General features: G+C 69.3%; 18 protein-coding genes. 12 read left to right on the forward strand and 6 right to left on the reverse strand.

Annotated elements, in window-relative coordinates; translation table 11 throughout:
• Positions 1-22: 22 nt before the first annotated feature.
• The 4 genes from GL325_RS10200 (at position 23) to GL325_RS10215 (ending at position 3,331) form a co-directional block, all read left to right on the forward strand.
• Positions 23-469, forward strand: a complete 447-nt coding sequence (locus GL325_RS10200) for a DUF2550 domain-containing protein (RefSeq protein WP_187769461.1) — start codon at positions 23-25, stop codon at positions 467-469.
• 64 nt (positions 470-533) lie between these two features.
• Complete coding sequence (locus tag GL325_RS10205; protein WP_255467034.1) at positions 534-662, forward strand: hypothetical protein; 129 nt, start codon at positions 534-536, stop codon at positions 660-662.
• Between the two features lie 32 nt (positions 663-694).
• On the forward strand, positions 695-1,276 hold the full coding sequence (locus GL325_RS10210; protein WP_187769462.1) for a cob(I)yrinic acid a,c-diamide adenosyltransferase: 582 nt from the start codon (positions 695-697) through the stop codon (positions 1,274-1,276).
• 69 nt (positions 1,277-1,345) lie between these two features.
• Complete coding sequence (locus tag GL325_RS10215) at positions 1,346-3,331, forward strand: protein meaA (protein WP_154596957.1); 1,986 nt, start codon at positions 1,346-1,348, stop codon at positions 3,329-3,331.
• Between the two features lie 91 nt (positions 3,332-3,422).
• On the opposite strand, the gene GL325_RS10220 is transcribed toward GL325_RS10215, so the two are convergent.
• On the reverse strand, positions 3,423-3,617 hold the full coding sequence (locus tag GL325_RS10220; RefSeq protein WP_187411437.1) for a hypothetical protein: 195 nt from the start codon (positions 3,615-3,617) through the stop codon (positions 3,423-3,425).
• 51 nt (positions 3,618-3,668) lie between these two features.
• On the opposite strand from GL325_RS10220, the gene GL325_RS10225 reads away from it, so the two are divergent.
• Together GL325_RS10225 and GL325_RS10230 are read left to right on the forward strand one after the other, a co-directional pair.
• Positions 3,669-4,193 carry a ferritin gene (locus GL325_RS10225; RefSeq protein WP_154596958.1) on the forward strand — a complete coding sequence of 175 codons (525 nt, stop codon included), beginning with the start codon at positions 3,669-3,671 and terminating at the stop codon, positions 4,191-4,193.
• 3 nt (positions 4,194-4,196) lie between these two features.
• Entirely contained in the window at positions 4,197-5,135 is a 939-nt protein-coding gene (locus tag GL325_RS10230) for an endonuclease/exonuclease/phosphatase family protein (protein ID WP_187769463.1), read from the forward strand.
• A 12-nt stretch (positions 5,136-5,147) separates the two neighbouring features.
• Here GL325_RS10230 and nucS read toward each other — a convergent pair whose 3' ends face one another.
• Together nucS and GL325_RS10240 are read right to left on the reverse strand one after the other, a co-directional pair.
• Positions 5,148-5,825, reverse strand: a complete 678-nt coding sequence (nucS, locus tag GL325_RS10235) for an endonuclease NucS (RefSeq protein WP_187769464.1) — start codon at positions 5,823-5,825, stop codon at positions 5,148-5,150.
• On the reverse strand, positions 5,822-6,190 hold the full coding sequence (locus GL325_RS10240; RefSeq protein WP_187769465.1) for a hypothetical protein: 369 nt from the start codon (positions 6,188-6,190) through the stop codon (positions 5,822-5,824). The genes nucS and GL325_RS10240 overlap by 4 nt, the downstream gene beginning before the upstream one ends.
• Positions 6,191-6,286: 96 nt before the next feature.
• Here GL325_RS10240 and GL325_RS10245 point away from each other — a divergent pair, with 96 nt between their 5' ends.
• The 3 genes from GL325_RS10245 to GL325_RS10255 are packed head-to-tail and all read left to right on the forward strand — an operon-like array spanning position 6,287 to position 8,610.
• A complete protein-coding gene (locus GL325_RS10245) occupies positions 6,287-7,477 on the forward strand; it encodes a 3-hydroxyacyl-CoA dehydrogenase family protein (RefSeq protein ID WP_187769466.1) in 1,191 nt (396 codons plus the stop codon).
• Between the two features lie 49 nt (positions 7,478-7,526).
• Positions 7,527-7,802: a hypothetical protein gene (locus GL325_RS10250; RefSeq protein WP_154596961.1), complete on the forward strand. Its 276-nt coding sequence runs from the start codon at positions 7,527-7,529 to the stop codon at positions 7,800-7,802.
• Between the two features lie 28 nt (positions 7,803-7,830).
• On the forward strand, positions 7,831-8,610 hold the full coding sequence (locus GL325_RS10255; RefSeq protein ID WP_187769467.1) for an alpha/beta hydrolase: 780 nt from the start codon (positions 7,831-7,833) through the stop codon (positions 8,608-8,610).
• Between the two features lie 14 nt (positions 8,611-8,624).
• Here the strand turns inward: GL325_RS10255 and GL325_RS10260 are convergent, their stop codons facing one another.
• From GL325_RS10260 to mce, 3 genes are all read right to left on the reverse strand, one after another.
• Positions 8,625-9,671, reverse strand: a complete 1,047-nt coding sequence (locus GL325_RS10260; protein ID WP_187769468.1) for a DUF418 domain-containing protein — start codon at positions 9,669-9,671, stop codon at positions 8,625-8,627.
• Positions 9,672-9,682: 11 nt separating this feature from the next.
• Positions 9,683-11,020, reverse strand: a complete 1,338-nt coding sequence (gene ccrA / locus GL325_RS10265) for a crotonyl-CoA carboxylase/reductase (protein ID WP_187411433.1) — start codon at positions 11,018-11,020, stop codon at positions 9,683-9,685.
• A gap of 99 nt (positions 11,021-11,119) precedes the next feature.
• Positions 11,120-11,566 (reverse strand): methylmalonyl-CoA epimerase, encoded by a 447-nt coding sequence (gene mce / locus GL325_RS10270; RefSeq protein ID WP_154596963.1) that lies wholly within the window; start codon positions 11,564-11,566, stop codon positions 11,120-11,122.
• Positions 11,567-11,632: 66 nt separating this feature from the next.
• Between mce and GL325_RS10275 the strand changes: the two genes are divergently transcribed.
• The 3 genes from GL325_RS10275 to meaB all read left to right on the forward strand — a co-directional run bounded on the left by GL325_RS10275 (position 11,633) and on the right by meaB (position 14,319).
• Complete coding sequence (locus tag GL325_RS10275; protein ID WP_187411432.1) at positions 11,633-12,061, forward strand: pyridoxamine 5'-phosphate oxidase family protein; 429 nt, start codon at positions 11,633-11,635, stop codon at positions 12,059-12,061.
• An 85-nt stretch (positions 12,062-12,146) separates the two neighbouring features.
• Positions 12,147-13,340, forward strand: coding sequence for an acetyl-CoA C-acetyltransferase (locus GL325_RS10280; protein WP_154596965.1), 1,194 nt, complete (start codon positions 12,147-12,149; stop codon positions 13,338-13,340).
• 25 nt (positions 13,341-13,365) lie between these two features.
• On the forward strand, positions 13,366-14,319 hold the full coding sequence (meaB, locus tag GL325_RS10285; RefSeq protein WP_187769469.1) for a methylmalonyl Co-A mutase-associated GTPase MeaB: 954 nt from the start codon (positions 13,366-13,368) through the stop codon (positions 14,317-14,319).
• Positions 14,320-14,382: the final 63 nt, after the last annotated feature.

Below are 14,382 nucleotides of genomic sequence, written 5' to 3' on the forward strand. Positions count from 1 at the left end.
GGTGATCGCGAGGAAGTGAGTCATGCCGCTGTGGATGTGGCTGGTCGACTCCCTCGCGATCATCGTCGTGCTGGGCGTGCTCCTGGTGGGCGCGATCATCGCGAGGCGGCGGTGGATCGCCCGTAAGGGTGTCACGTTCGAGTTGAGCGTCAATCGAGGCGCCGAGCATTCAGCCGCAGGCTGGATGCTCGGCGTCGCGGTCTATGGCGATGACCGCATCGACTGGTACCGCACGTTCTCCTTCTCGCCCAAGCCCCGCTACCGCTTCGTCCGCGGCCAGGTCCTGATCGAGGGCCGCCGGGATCCGGAGGGGGCCGAGGAGTACGCGTTGCACGACGGTCACATCGTCGTCTGCACCGAGAACGCCGAGGGCATCGCGCAGTTCGCGCTGAGCCCCAATTCCCTGACCGGGCTGCTGTCGTGGCTCGAGTCCTCGCCGCCGGGACGCGGCGTCAACAACGTCCTGTGACTCGGGTGTCCGGATCTGTGCATTTCGGTTGCCGCTGCCCCCGCGAGCGTCCACACTTGGACACATGAAGAAGATCATTGCTGCCACGCTGCTCGCCCTGACCGTCGCTGCCGGCGTCGCCGCCTCGCCCGCGCAGGCTGCCGACGACACGTCCTCGTTCAAGGTTCGCACCCTCGGTATCGACTGGATGTGACCGACGGGGCACCTCGCCCCTAGGGTGAGCCCATGGTTCACCTGACGAAGATCTACACCCGCACCGGCGACGACGGAACGACGAATCTCGTCGATTTCTCGCGCACGTCCAAGAACGACCTCCGTCTGGTGGTCTACGCGGACGTCGACGAGGCGAACAGCCAGATCGGCGTGGCCCTGGCCACGGGCGAGCTCGATGCGGATGTCACGGCGGTGTTGACCCACGTCCAGAACGACCTGTTCGACCTCGGGTCGGACGTGGGCAACCCCGTCGTGGCCGAACCGAAGTACGAGCCGCTGCGCGTCGAGCCCGACTACGTCGAGCGGCTCGAGCAGTGGTGCGACCGGTTCAACGCCGATGTCCCCAAGCTCGACTCCTTCATCCTTCCCGGCGGCACGATGGCCGCCTCGCAGCTGCATGTCGCGCGCACCGTGGTCCGCCGCGCCGAGCGCGCCGCCTGGGCCGCCATCGAGCAGCACGGCGAGACCGTGAACGTGCTCGTGGCGAAGTACCTCAACCGCCTCAGCGACCTGCTGTTCATCCTGGGCCGCTACGCCAACCGCGAGCACGGCGACGTGCTCTGGGTGCCCGGCGGAGACCGCGCCGGCGCCTGATCCCGCACGGCCCGTCCGACGTGAGGTGGCCCACGTTCGGGCGGTGCTACCGGGCGGTACCCTAGGCCCATGTCAGTGCAGCCTGATCGCCCGTGGGTGATGCGAACCTACGCCGGCCACAGCTCCGCCGCCGAGTCCAACGCGCTCTACCGGCGCAATCTCGCGAAGGGTCAGACCGGTCTGTCGGTCGCGTTCGACCTGCCGACCCAGACGGGGTACGACCCCGACCACGTGCTCTCGCGCGGCGAGGTGGGCAAGGTCGGCGTGCCGATCCCGCACCTGGGGGCGATGCGTCGTCTGTTCGAGGACATCCCGCTGTCGGAGATGAACACCTCGATGACGATCAACGCGACCGCGATGTGGCTGCTGGCCATGTACCAGGTCGCCGCCGAGGAGCAGGGCGTCGAGCCCGCCGCGCTGGCCGGTACGACGCAGAACGACATCATCAAGGAGTACCTCTCGCGGGGCACCTACGTGTTCCCGCCCGAGGCGTCGCTGCGGCTGACGACCGACATGATCGCCTACACGGTGTCGACGATCCCGAAGTGGAATCCGCTCAACATCTGCAGCTACCACCTGCAGGAGGCCGGCGCGACGCCCGTGCAGGAGCTCGCGTTCGCGATGAGCACCGCCATCGCGGTGCTGGACGCGGTCAAGGACTCCGGCCAGGTGCCGGACGACCAGTTCGAGCAGGTCGTCGGGCGCATCTCGTTCTTCGTCAACGCCGGCGTGCGGTTCGTCGAGGAGATGTGCAAGATGCGCGCCTTCGGCCGGCTGTGGGAGGAGATCACCCGCGACCGCTACGGCGTCACCGACCCGAAGATGCGCCGGTTCCGCTACGGCGTGCAGGTGAACTCGCTGGGACTGACCGAGGCGCAGCCCGAGAACAACGTGCAGCGCATCGTCCTGGAGATGCTCGGCGTCACGCTGAGCAAGGACGCTCGCGCCCGTGCGGTCCAGCTGCCCGCGTGGAACGAGGCGCTGGGTCTGCCGCGTCCGTGGGACCAGCAGTGGTCGCTGCGGCTGCAGCAGGTGTTGGCCTTCGAGTCCGACCTGCTCGAGTACGGCGACATCTTCGACGGCTCGCACGTCATCGAGGCCAAGGTCGACGAGCTCGTCGAGGGCGCGAAGGCCGAGATCGACCGCGTCCAGGCCATGGGCGGCGCGGTCGCGGCCGTCGTCTCGGGCTACATGAAGCAGGAGCTCGTCACCTCGCACGCCGAGCGGCGCGCTCGCATCGAGTCCGGCGAGATGAAGGTCGTCGGCCTGAACTGCTACACCGAGACCGAGCCGTCCCCGCTGACGGCCGATCTCGACGCGGCGATCATGGTCGCCGATCCGCAGGCCGAGGCCAACGCCATCGCCGACGTGCAGCAGTGGCGCGACCAGCGCGACCAGCAGGCCGTCGACGCGGCGCTGGAGGCGCTGCAGCAGCAGGCCAAGACCGATCAGAACCTCATGGCCGCGACGCTGGACGCCGTGCGCGCCGGCGCGACGGTGGGGGAGTGGGCCGGGGCCCTGCGCGAGGTCTTCGGCGAGTACCGAGCGCCCACGGGCGTGTCAGGAGTCAGTGGCGTGGCCGAGGCCGGAACCGAGTTGACCGCCGTCCGCGAGAAGGTGCGCCAGACCGGCGAGGAGCTGGGCGGTCGCCTGCGCTTCCTGGTCGGCAAGCCGGGTCTGGACGGGCACTCCAACGGCGCCGAGCAGGTCGCCGTGCGCGCCCGTGACGCCGGGTTCGAGGTGATCTACCAGGGCATCCGTCTGACGCCCGAGCAGATCGTCGCGGCCGCCGTCGCCGAGGACGTCCACGTCGTGGGCCTGTCGATCCTGTCCGGGTCGCACATGGAGCTGGTGCCCGATGTCCAAAAGGGTCTGGCCGACGCCGGTCTGACGAACGTGCCGGTCATCGTCGGCGGGATCATCCCGGACTCCGACGGCCGCAAGCTGGAGGCCGCCGGCATCGCCGCGGTCTTCACGCCCAAGGACTTCGGCATGACCGACATCATGAGCCGCGTCGTCGACGAGATCCGCAAGGCCAACGACCTGCCCGTCTGAGTCGAGACACGGCGGGAAGGCACGCCTGTCCTTCGTGGCACGGGGGCCCTCGGGCCCCTAGGCTCGACCGTGATCGAAGCAGTCGAAGAGGTCAGGCCGCCAACGGCTTGGTCTTGGTCTTGGACTTGGAGGACTTCTTGTTCTTCTTCTTGTCCCCGACCTTGACCAGCTTGCGCTTCTTGACGGTGTAGCCGTCCGGGAGGGTGCCGTCGGCCATCATGCGGATGGGGCAGCGCTTGCAGCGAGGCTTGCTGACGCAGCACTTCTTCTTCGGCGGCTTCGGCACGACAACCACGGTACAGCGCGAGGTTAGGCTGTCCTAGCCGAAGGAGTGAACATGGCTTCCGAGCAGTTCGTCAGGGCCCTGCAGGACCAGATCGGGCACGAGTTCAGTGCGCACCAGCAGTACGTGGGCATCGCGACCTACTACGACGCGCTGACGATGCCGCAGATGGCCGCGCTGTTCTACGCCCAGGCCGTCGAGGAGCGCGATCACGCGATGATGATGATCCAGTACCTGCTCGATCAGGACCAGCCGATCGTCATTCCCGCGCTCGCCGCCCCGCGGATGGACTTCGCGGACGTCGTCGAGCCGGTCCAGGTCGCCCTGGACCAGGAGAAGCGCGTCACGAGCCAGATCAACGAGCTCACGCGGATCGCCCGGGACGACAACGACTTCGCCTCCGACCAGTTCATGCAGTGGTTCATCAAGGAGCAGGTCGAGGAGGTCGCCAAGATGAGCGACCTGCTGGCCGTGGTCACCCGTTCCAAGCACGACTACGAGCGCATCGAGGACTGGATCGCGCGCGAGGAGACCGGTGAGGCCTCCGACCCCACCGCGCCGCCGATCGCAGGCGCCTGACGCGTGAGGGTCGTCCGGCTGCTCCTGGCCGTCGTCGCGGTGGCCCTGCTGGTCCTCGCTGCGACGCCGTGGGTGGATCGGGTCGAGCCGTCCTGGCTCCCCGCCGTCCAAGCGCTCGGCAAGGTCTGGATCGCGGCTGCGGTCGTGGGGATCGTCGCGAGCCTCGTGACGCGGGCATGGTTCGCCTGCGGCACGAACCTCGTGGCGATCGCGGTCGCCCTCGTGACCATCGTCAACGTCAGCAACCGCCCGGACTGCGATGCCGGTGACGGCCGACTGGCCGTGATGGCCCTCAACGCGCACTACGGCGACGCGGACGTCGCCCAGCTCGCCGCCGCCGTGCAGCGGCACGACATCGACGTCCTGGTCGTTCCGGAGGCCACCGAGCCGATGATCGCGAAGCTGTCGGCGACCGAGCCGGGCCGGCGCTTCACGCACCGAAGCGGCCAGACGCCCGAGAACCGCGACACCGAGGGCACCGTGATCCTCTCCCGGTACCCCGCGACCCGCGTCGAGGTGCCTGCCGGCGAGGCCGAGATCTTCCAGCAGCCCGCGATGTCGGTCGACGTCGCCGGGACCCAGGTGCTCGTGCGGGGCGTCCACCCGAAGCCGCCGGTCGATGACTGGCTGCAGGACTGGCGCACGGGCCTGATGGAGCTGGGGCAGTGGCAGCGGGCCAACCGGGGCCGCCCGCTCGTCATGGCGGGGGACTTCAACGCCTCGTCCGCCCATGCGCCGTTCCGCGACGCCAAGCGCGGGATGTACGACACGGCCGGCTGGTGGCCCACGTCGACCTGGCCACTGGATCGTGCCTATCCGCCGTTCGCCGACATCGACCACGTGCTGGTGCGCGGGCTCAGCGTGAAGGGCTCGGGCTCCGAGGACATCGACGGCACCGACCATCGCGCGGTCTGGGCCGACCTGCGGATCTGCAGCCGCTGAGCGACCGCGGGGTCAGAACAGGCGCAGGCTCGGGTCGTCGAGGCCGCGCAACTCGTCGTAGTCGACGATGACGCAGTCGATGCCGCGGTCCTTGGCCAGCGTGCGGGCCTGGGGCTTGATCTCCTGCGCGGCGAAGATGCCGCGGACCGGCCGCAGCTTGGGGTCGCGGTTCATCAGCTCGAGGTAGCGGGTCAGCTGCTCGACGCCGTCGATGTCGCCACGGCGCTTGATCTCGACCGCCACCGAGCCGCCGGCCGCGTCGCGGCACAGCAGGTCGACCGGCCCGATGGCGGTCATGTACTCGCGGCGCACCAGCGACATGCCCTCCTCGAGGGCGGCGGTGTGCTCGGCCAGGAGCTCCTGCAGGTGCTTCTCGACGCCGTCCTTCTGCAGGCCCGGATCGATCCCGAGCTCGTGCTCGGAGTCGTGCAGGACCTCCTCGAGACGGATCCGCAGGGTGTCGTCGGTCTTCTTGGCCGTGACGGTCCACTCGGGGACGCCGTCCTCGGAGATGCCCTCACGCAGCGTGCACGGCGGGCTCATCCAGTTGAGCGGCTTGTACGAGCCGCCGTCGGCGTGGATCAGCACCGAGCCGTCGGACTTGACCATGATGACGCGCAGGGCCAGCGGCAGGTGGGCCGTCAGTCGGCCGGCGTAGTCGACCTGGCAGCGGGCGACGACGATCCTCACAGGCGCTCGAGCATCCCGAGCTTGAAGTTGATGGTGTCGCCCGCGATCTCGCCCTCGGTCGTCTCGCCGTCGTCGCCCTCGAGGAAGACCAGATCGTCCTCGACGCGGTACTTCCCGCGGCGGAAGTCGACGTTGCCCTCGAAGTCCTCGCTGAACGTGCCGTCCTCGGCGAAGTGCACCGTCCAGTTGGCCTCGTCGGCACGCCACGATCCCACGAGATCCATCCGCGGATCGTTCGAGGGAACGGTCGCGCTGGGCGTCTGGGTGGTCGGCGCGGCAGGCGTGGCGGGCTCGTCCTTGGCGCATCCGGCCAGGGCCGCGAGGAGGGCTGTCGCGGCGACAGTCGCAACGAGACGTGAGGACATGGGACTCCCATCAGAACATCGGTCGTGTCACGCTACCCTGTCACGAACGCTCGCCGGGAAGCAGCACCGGGGAGCCAAGCCTCCAAGGAGATTCTGATGGCAGAGATCGTCGATCGCATCAACGCCGATGACGAGGGTGGCCGGATCGCTCGCACCCTGCTCTTCCCGTACCTCAACCACGCAGCGACCATGTTCGGCGACGGTTACGCGACCGCTGCCGACATCGACGCCGGCATGCGTTTCGGCTGCGGCTACCCGATCGGTCCCTTGGCCCTGATCGATGCTCTCGGCGCCAAGACGGTCGTCGAGGGCCTGTCCGAGCAGTTCGGCCGCACCGGCGATCCGCTGCACCAGCCCGCTCCGGCCTTGGTCGAGGTCGCGGACCAGGGGACCGCGTTCACCGGCGAGGGCGCGGACGGCACCGCCGTCCCGCAGGTCAAGCGCCCGGTCGCCTCGGTCGGTGTCGTCGGCACCGGCACGATGGCCTCGGGCATCGCCCAGGTCTTCGCCCAGGCCGGCTACGACGTCGTCTACGTCGGCCGCTCGCAGGAGAAGCTCGACGGTGTCGTCGCCTACGTCACGAAGAACCTCGATCGCGCCGTCGCGAAGGGCAAGCTCGACGAGGCGGGCAAGGACGCCGTCCTCGCCCGCCTGACCGGTGCCACCGAGCGTGAGGCGCTGGCCGACGTCGACCTCGTCGTCGAGGCGATCGCCGAGGACCTGGACATCAAGCTCGAGTTGTTCCGCGACCTGGACCGCATCTGCAAGCCCGGCGCGATCCTGGCCACGACGACCTCGTCGCTGTCGATCCGCGCCTGCGCCGACGTCACGAGCCGTCCGGCCGATGTCATCGGCATGCACTTCTTCAACCCCGCGCCGGTGATGAAGCTGGTCGAGGTCGTCACGACCGACGCCACCGATCCCGACGTCGACGAGACCGTCCGCGCCCTGTGCCTCGCGACCGGCAAGCACCCGGTCTCGTGCGGCGACCGTGCGGGCTTCATCGTCAACGCGCTGCTCTTCCCGTACCTCAACGACGCGATCACGCTGCAGGAGTCGGGCGCTGCGTCGATGGAGCAGATCGACACGGCGATGAAGGAGACCAAGCTCCCGATGGGGCCGTTCGAGCTGCTCGACGTGGTCGGCAACGACGTGTCGCTGGCGATCCAGCAGACGCTGCACGGCGCGTTCGGCCACGAGGGCTGGAAGCCGGCCGCGTCGCTCGAGCAGGTCGTCGCCGACGGCAAGCTCGGTCGCAAGACCAAGGCGGGCTTCCACACCTACTGAGTCGCCCGCGCACACCGCGCACATGGCCCCGATCGGTACGATCGGGGCCATGTCGCGTCGTAAGGCTGCTGCTGCCAGAGCCGCTCGACGCGAGCCACCCGCGCAGCGCGAGGAGCTCGTCCACCGCCGGGCCGGCGACTTCTGGCAGCGCTTCATCACCGGCACCACCTCGAGCAAGCCCTATCGGTGCCCGGGCTGCCACCAGATGATCCCCCCGGCCACGCCCCACTACGTCGTGTGGCCCGAGGTGCCGAGCCTGCTGGAGACCGACGGACTCAACGAGCGCCGGCACTGGCACCAAGGTTGCTGGAAGCGCCATTCGTGACGCGGGGGCCCTCGGGCAAGATGGCCTCGTGAAGAAGATCACCGGTTCATCGGTCCTGCCCGCCCGGCGTGAGGACATCGAGCTCACGACCGCCGACGGGTTGACGCTCGTGGGGGAGCTGGCCCTGCCGGCCGAGAAGCCTCCGGTCGCCACGATGATCTGCCTGCACCCCCTGCCCACGCACGGCGGCATGATGGACAGTCACGTGTTCCGCAAGGCCGCCTACCGCCTGCCGGCACTGGCCGACATCGCGGTGCTGCGGATCAACACCCGGGGCACCGAGAGCGTGCGCGGCCGCAGCCAGGGCACGTTCGACCACGCGGTGGGAGAGCGCTTCGACGTCGCCGCCGCCATCGAGTACGCCGAGTTCGCCGAGCTGCCGAACGTGTGGGTCGTCGGCTGGTCGTTCGGGACCGATCTGACGCTCATGTACGGCCTGGAGCCCGACGTGGTGGGAGCGATCCTGTTGTCGCCGCCGCTGCGGTTCAGCGGCCCGGAGCACCTCGCGGCCTGGGCCGAGGACGGCAGGCCGCTGGTCGCCCTGGTGCCCGAGTTCGACGACTACCTGCGACCGGTCGAGGCGCGGGAGCGCTTCGCGGTCGTGCCCCAGGCCGAGGTCGTCGCGGTCGAGGGAGCCAAGCACCTGTGGGTCGGGGACACCGAGCGCGTCCTGGACGAGATCGTCACCCGGTTGAACCCCGCCGTCGAGGTGCCGCTGCCGCAGGAGTGGGACGGGCCCATGGAGCGCGCCGACTCGTCGGCCTACGCCGATCGCACGACCGCGGTCTTCCAGGACAAGCCCCGCTGATCCCCGCGGCTGCGTCAGCCGGCCCGCGATTCGGCCGGCGCCTGCGTGCGCACGACGACCTCGTGCAGGGCGCGCTCGAGCGGTCCACGCCGGAAGCGGCGGAACCACGCGCTGGCGAAGGCCAGGGCGACGACGATGGTCGCGACGGCCAGGAGTCCCGAACCCCGCACGAGTGACGGGTCGATCTCGATCGCGACCGCGTAGGCGACGACGTGCGCGACGTACAGGGTCAGGGTCATCCGGCCGACGGCCTCGAGCGGGTAGAGCAGTCCGCGGGCGTGCGGGGCCAGCAGCACCAGCGCCGTCAGCAGCCCCACGGCGATGGCCAGGGCGGAGGCGGCCTCGATCGGGTTCTGTGACCGGTGCTCCGACATGAGCGCCTGCACGACGAGCGACTCGCCGGCCGGATCGGTCTGCGAGAGCCGACCGCCGAGGTCCAGCACCAGGGCGTGCAGGACGACGCCGACGCCCAGTCCCGTGAGGGCCAGGGTCGCGAGATCGGAGTTCCGCAGCCGGATGCGGCCGAGTCCGAGTCCGATCAGGAGGTACCCGGTCCACTGCACGGCCGGATAGGGGTACCCCACCAGCAGCGCACCGGCCGGATCGATGCGCAGCTCGGGCAGGTCCCGCGTGGCCCAGGCCGCCAGCAGCGGACCCAGCACGACCAGGGCCGTGCCCAGGGCGATGACGGGAACCGGCCGGCTGCGCAGCAGGGGCAGCGCCAGGACGAAGAAGGCGGCGTACGAGGTCAAGATGACGGCGACCGGCGTGCCCAGGGCGGTGAGGAACGCGCCCAGACCGGCCAGGACGGCGGCCCGCACGAGGATGGCCAGCCGGTCGTCGCTGAGCCGGCGCCCTCGGTGCGGCGTCGTCCCGCCGGTGGACAGCGCCAGCGAGAACCCGGCGACCACGACGAACAGGACGGCCGCCCGGCCGTCACCGACATGGCGCCAGGACGCGACGACACCCGGATCGAAGTCGATCCGGGTGTCGAGGTGGGCGATGACCATCCCGATGAGCGCGAGTCCGCGGGCGGCGTCCACACCGCGGACTCGCGGCATCAGGTGGCCGATCAGATGCCGCGGAAGCGGTTGATCTCCGTCAGGTGCTTGGCGCGCTTCTCCTCGTCGGAGACGCCCAGGCCCTCCTGCGGGGCCAGCGCGAGCACGCCGACCTTGCCCTGGTGCAAGTTGTGGTGCACGTCGAGGGCGGCCTGACCGGTGTCCTCGAGCGAGTACACCTTCGAGACGGTCGGGTGGATGAGGCCCTTGTCGATCAGGCGGTTGGCCTCGTAGGCCTCCCGGTAGTTCGCGAAGTGCGAGCTCTTGATGTTCTTCAGGTTCATCCACAGGTACCGGTTGTCGTACTGGTGCATGTAGCCCGACGTCGAGGCGCAGGTGATGATCGTGCCGCCCTTGCGCGCGACGTAGACGCTGGCGCCGAACGTCTCGCGGCCCGGGTGCTCGAACACGATGTCCGGGTCCTCACCGCCGGTGAGCTCGCGGATCTTCTTGCCGAAGCGCTGCCACTCCTTCGGGTCCTGGGTGTTCTCGTCCTTCCAGAACCGGTAGCCCTCGGCGGAGCGGTCGATGATGTGCTCGGCGCCGAGCGAGCGCACGATCTCGGCCTTCTCGGGGCTGGAGACGACACACACGGGGATCGCGCCACCGGTGAGCGCCATCTGGGTGGCGTACGAGCCCAGGCCGCCCGAGGCGCCCCAGATCAGGACGACGTCGCCCTGCTTCATGTTGGCGCCGTTCTTGCTGACCAGCTGGCGGTAGGCGGTGGAGTTGACCAGACCGGGGGAGGCGGCCTCCTCCCACGTCAGGTGGGCCGGCTTGGGCATCAGCTGGTTCGACTTGACGATGGCCAGCTCGGCGAGGCCGCCGAAGTTGGTCTCGAAGCCCCAGATGCGCTGCTGCGGGTCCATCATCGTGTCGTCGTGGCCGTCAGGGCTCTCGAGCTCGACGGACAGGCAGTGCGCGACGACTTCCTGGCCGGCCTTCCAGGCGTTGACGCCCGGACCGGTGCGCAGCACGACGCCGGCGAGGTCGGAGCCGACCACGTGGTAGGGCAGGTCGTGGCGCTTGGAGTACTCGGAGAGCTTGCCGTAGCGCTCGAGGAACCGGAACGTCGAGACGGGCTCGAAGATCGAGGTCCAGACCGTGTTGTAGTTGATCGCGCTGGCCATGACGGCGACGAGTGCCTCGCCCGGAGCGAGCTCGGGCAGCGGCACGTCGTCGATGTGCAGGCTCTTGCGGGGGTCCTTGTCCCGGGTGGCGATCCCGTCGAACATCGACTCCTCGTCCTTGTGGACGGTCACGCCCCGGTAGGTCTGGGGCAGTTCGAGGTTCTGGTAGGTCTCGGCGGAGCGGTCGCCGGACATGATGGCGTCGAGGATGTGCTGCACAGGGGGTCCTTCGCGTCGGTGAGGCCAGATGGTCTGCGGAGAGGTTACTGGCGGGAAACACTTCCCGCATGCGGGACGCGGAGAGTCCGCGAGCCCGGATCAGTGCGAGGCGGCGGGTTGCACCAGTTCGACCAGTACGCCGCCGGCGTCCTTCGGGTGAACGAAGTTGACGCGACTGTCGGACGTGCCCCGCTTGGGGGTGTCGTACAGCAGGCGCACACCGCGGTCGCGCAGGGTGGTGGAGACCGCGTCGATGTCGCTCACACGGTACGCCAACTGCTGGATGCCCGGTCCGTTGCGGTCGAGGAACTTGGCGATCGTGGACTCCGGGCTCAGCGGCGCCAGCAGCTGGATGCACGAGCCCGAGTCGCCCACGGCCAGCATGGCCTCGCGGACGCCCTGCTCCTCGTTGACCTCCTCGTGGATCGATTCGAGACCGAAGACACGCGAGTAGAACTCGATCGCGTCGTCGAGGTCGGGGACGGCGATGCCGACATGGTCGATGGCGGTGAGCAGGTGGCCCGGAACGAGACTGTCGCTGGTCATGGCGGGCAGCCTAGTACGGGTGACGGTTCCCTTCGCACGGACCGCATTCCGGGTCACAATGGACCTATGGACATCGACAGCGCGATCACCGACATGACCGGCAACGAGCCGTGGGACTTCGTCGCCGACCACACCTTCGGCCGCTTGGCCATGAGCATCCTCGAGCAGCCTGAGATCTTCCCGGTGAACTACGTGCTGGCCGGGCGCAAGATCGTCTTCCGCACCGCTGAGGGGACCAAGCTGATGGGCGTGCTGCTGGACAACCACGTCGCCTTCGAGGTCGACGAGGTCGGGGCGTCGGGCGCGTCCAGCGTCGTGCTGAAGGGCAAGGCGCGCAAGATCGAGTCCCGCGAGGAGCTCGAGCAGCTCGATCTGGACGACCTGCACTCGTGGGTCCCGACGATGAAGTACAACATCGTGGTCATCGATGTCACCGAGATCACGGGCCGCCAATTCCGCTTCGGACCCGAGCCGGAGCTCTTCCCCGTCATGTAGTGGTGACGTCTCCCACGGCGGGTCCGGGGTGAGCGGGGCCACAGGTACAGTGACCCCAACGCACGCACTCGAAGGAGCACGTTCCATGACCACTTCCGTCATCGTCGCCGGCGCCCGGACCCCGATCGGACGCCTGCAGGGCGCCCTCAAGTCGCTGTCCGGTTCCGATCTCGGCGGCATCGCCATCAAGGGCGCCCTGGACCGAGCCGGCATCACCGGCGACCAGGTCGAGTACGTGATCATGGGCCAGGTCCTGGGAGCAGGAGCCGGCCAGGTGCCCGCGCGCCAGGCGGCCTTCAAGGGCGGCATCCCGCTCGACGTGCCCGCGATGACCATCAACAAGGTGTGCCTGTCCGGCATCAGCGCGATCGCGCTGGCCGACCAGATGATCCGCGCCGGTGAGTACGACGTCGTCGTCGCCGGCGGCCAGGAGTCGATGAGCCAGGCCCCGCACCTGCTGACCGGCTCGCGCGACGGCCACAAGTACGGCAAGGTCACGATGCTCGACCACATGGAGTACGACGGCCTGTGGGACGCGCTGACCGACCAGGCGATGGGCTCGCTCACCGAGCAGCGCAACGCCAGCACCGACACGCTGACCCGTGAGGAGCAGGACGAGTACGGTGCGCGCTCGCACCTGCTGGCCGCCGCGGCTCAGAAGAACGGCCTCTTCGACGAGGAGATCGTCGCGGTTGAGATCCCGCAGCGCAAGGGCGACCCCATCGTCGTCACGTCCGACGAGGGCGTGCGCGGCGAGACGACCGCCGAGTCGCTGGGTCGTCTGCGTCCGGCGTTCTCCAAGGACGGCACGATCACGGCCGGCACCGCCAGCCAGATCTCCGACGGCGCCTGCGCCGTGGTCGTCATGAGCAAGGAGAAGGCCGAGGAGCTGGGCCTGACCTGGCTCGCCGAGATCGGCGCCCACGGCAACGTCTCGGGCCCGGACTCGACGCTGCAGGAGCAGCCGGCCAACGCGATCATCAAGGCCGCGCAGAAGGACGGCATCGATCCGGCCGACATCGACCTGTTCGAGCTCAACGAGGCGTTCGCCGCCGTCGGCATCGTCTCGGCCCGCAAGCTGGGCGTCGACATCGACAAGGTCAACATCAACGGCGGTGCGATCTCGCTCGGCCACCCGATCGGCATGAGCGGCGCTCGCGTCGTGCTGCACCTCGCGCTGGAGCTGCAGCGCCGTGGCGGCGGCACCGGCGCGGCGGCCCTGTGCGGTGGCGGTGGCCAGGGCGACGCCCTGATCATCCGCGTGCCGCAGCAGGCCTGATCGGCTCACCGCCGAAGCTGCGGAGTTGAACTCCAGGAACGTCGACGTCGCCGACCTGGTCTCGCGGGCGCAAGCCGGCGAGGCCAGGTCGGTCGCACGTCTGATCACGTTGGTCGAGACCGAGTCCGACCACCTGCACGAGGTCAGTGCGGCCCTGGCGCCGCTGGTCGGGAAGGCCCACGTCGTCGGCCTGACCGGTTCGCCGGGCGTCGGCAAGTCCACGACCACGTCCGCTCTCGTCACTGAGCTGCGTGCCCGGGGGCGCCGGGTGGGCGTGCTCGCCGTCGATCCCACCTCGCCCTTCAGTGGCGGCGCGCTGCTCGGCGACCGCGTGCGCATGCAGGAGCACGCGACCGACCCGGACGTCTACATCCGCTCGATGGCCAGTCGCGGTCACCTCGGCGGCCTCTCGTGGGCGACGCCCCATGCCATCCGGGTGTTGGACGCTGCCGGGTGCGACGTCGTCCTTCTCGAGACCGTCGGTGTGGGCCAGTCCGAGGTCGAGGTCGCCGGGCTGGCCGACACCACGGTCGTCCTGCTCGCGCCCGGGATGGGCGACGGCATCCAGGCGGCCAAGGCGGGCATCCTCGAGATCGGCGACGTCTTCTGCGTCAACAAGGCCGATCGCGACGGTGCCACCACGACGCGGCGCGAGTTGCGCACGATGCTCTCGATGTCCGACCGTCACGACGGGTGGAAGCGACCGATCGACCTGACCGTCGCCACGGAGGGCACCGGGATCCCCGAGCTGGTCGACCACATCGAGGAGCATGCCGCGCACCTGCGTGCGTCGGGCCAGTGGGCGACGCGCCGCACGAGCCGCCTGCGCCGCGAGATCCAGGCGATTGCCCTGGACCAGGTCCGGCGACGGTTCGTCCTGGACGGGGGAGACGAGCTCGACGCGCTGGCCGCGCGAGCCTTCGGCGGCCAGATCGACCCGTTCTCGGCGGCGAAGGAGTTGCTCGAGGGACTCGAGTGAAGGACGGGGTTACGAACCCCGATTTTTCCCGTCGCGCCTCGCCAAAACGGCAGTTGCGGTTCG

Origin of the sequence: Aeromicrobium sp. 636, from assembly GCF_024433585.1 — a bacterium.
GTDB lineage: Bacteria > Actinomycetota > Actinomycetes > Propionibacteriales > Nocardioidaceae > Aeromicrobium > Aeromicrobium senzhongii.

Coding starts and splice junctions, on each gene's coding strand:
- GL325_RS10200 (WP_187769461.1), top strand. CDS start 23: ATGCCGCTGTGGATGTGGCTGGTCGACTCCCTCGCGATCATCGTCGTG.
- GL325_RS10205 (WP_255467034.1), top strand. CDS start 534: ATGAAGAAGATCATTGCTGCCACGCTGCTCGCCCTGACCGTCGCTGCC.
- GL325_RS10210 (WP_187769462.1), top strand. CDS start 695: ATGGTTCACCTGACGAAGATCTACACCCGCACCGGCGACGACGGAACG.
- GL325_RS10215 (WP_154596957.1), top strand. CDS start 1,346: ATGTCAGTGCAGCCTGATCGCCCGTGGGTGATGCGAACCTACGCCGGC.
- GL325_RS10225 (WP_154596958.1), top strand. CDS start 3,669: ATGGCTTCCGAGCAGTTCGTCAGGGCCCTGCAGGACCAGATCGGGCAC.
- GL325_RS10240 (WP_187769465.1), bottom strand. CDS start 6,190: ATGTCCTCACGTCTCGTTGCGACTGTCGCCGCGACAGCCCTCCTCGCG.
- GL325_RS10245 (WP_187769466.1), top strand. CDS start 6,287: ATGGCAGAGATCGTCGATCGCATCAACGCCGATGACGAGGGTGGCCGG.
- GL325_RS10250 (WP_154596961.1), top strand. CDS start 7,527: ATGTCGCGTCGTAAGGCTGCTGCTGCCAGAGCCGCTCGACGCGAGCCA.
- GL325_RS10260 (WP_187769468.1), bottom strand. CDS start 9,671: ATGCCGCGAGTCCGCGGTGTGGACGCCGCCCGCGGACTCGCGCTCATC.
- mce (WP_154596963.1), bottom strand. CDS start 11,566: ATGACCAGCGACAGTCTCGTTCCGGGCCACCTGCTCACCGCCATCGAC.
- GL325_RS10275 (WP_187411432.1), top strand. CDS start 11,633: ATGGACATCGACAGCGCGATCACCGACATGACCGGCAACGAGCCGTGG.
- GL325_RS10280 (WP_154596965.1), top strand. CDS start 12,147: ATGACCACTTCCGTCATCGTCGCCGGCGCCCGGACCCCGATCGGACGC.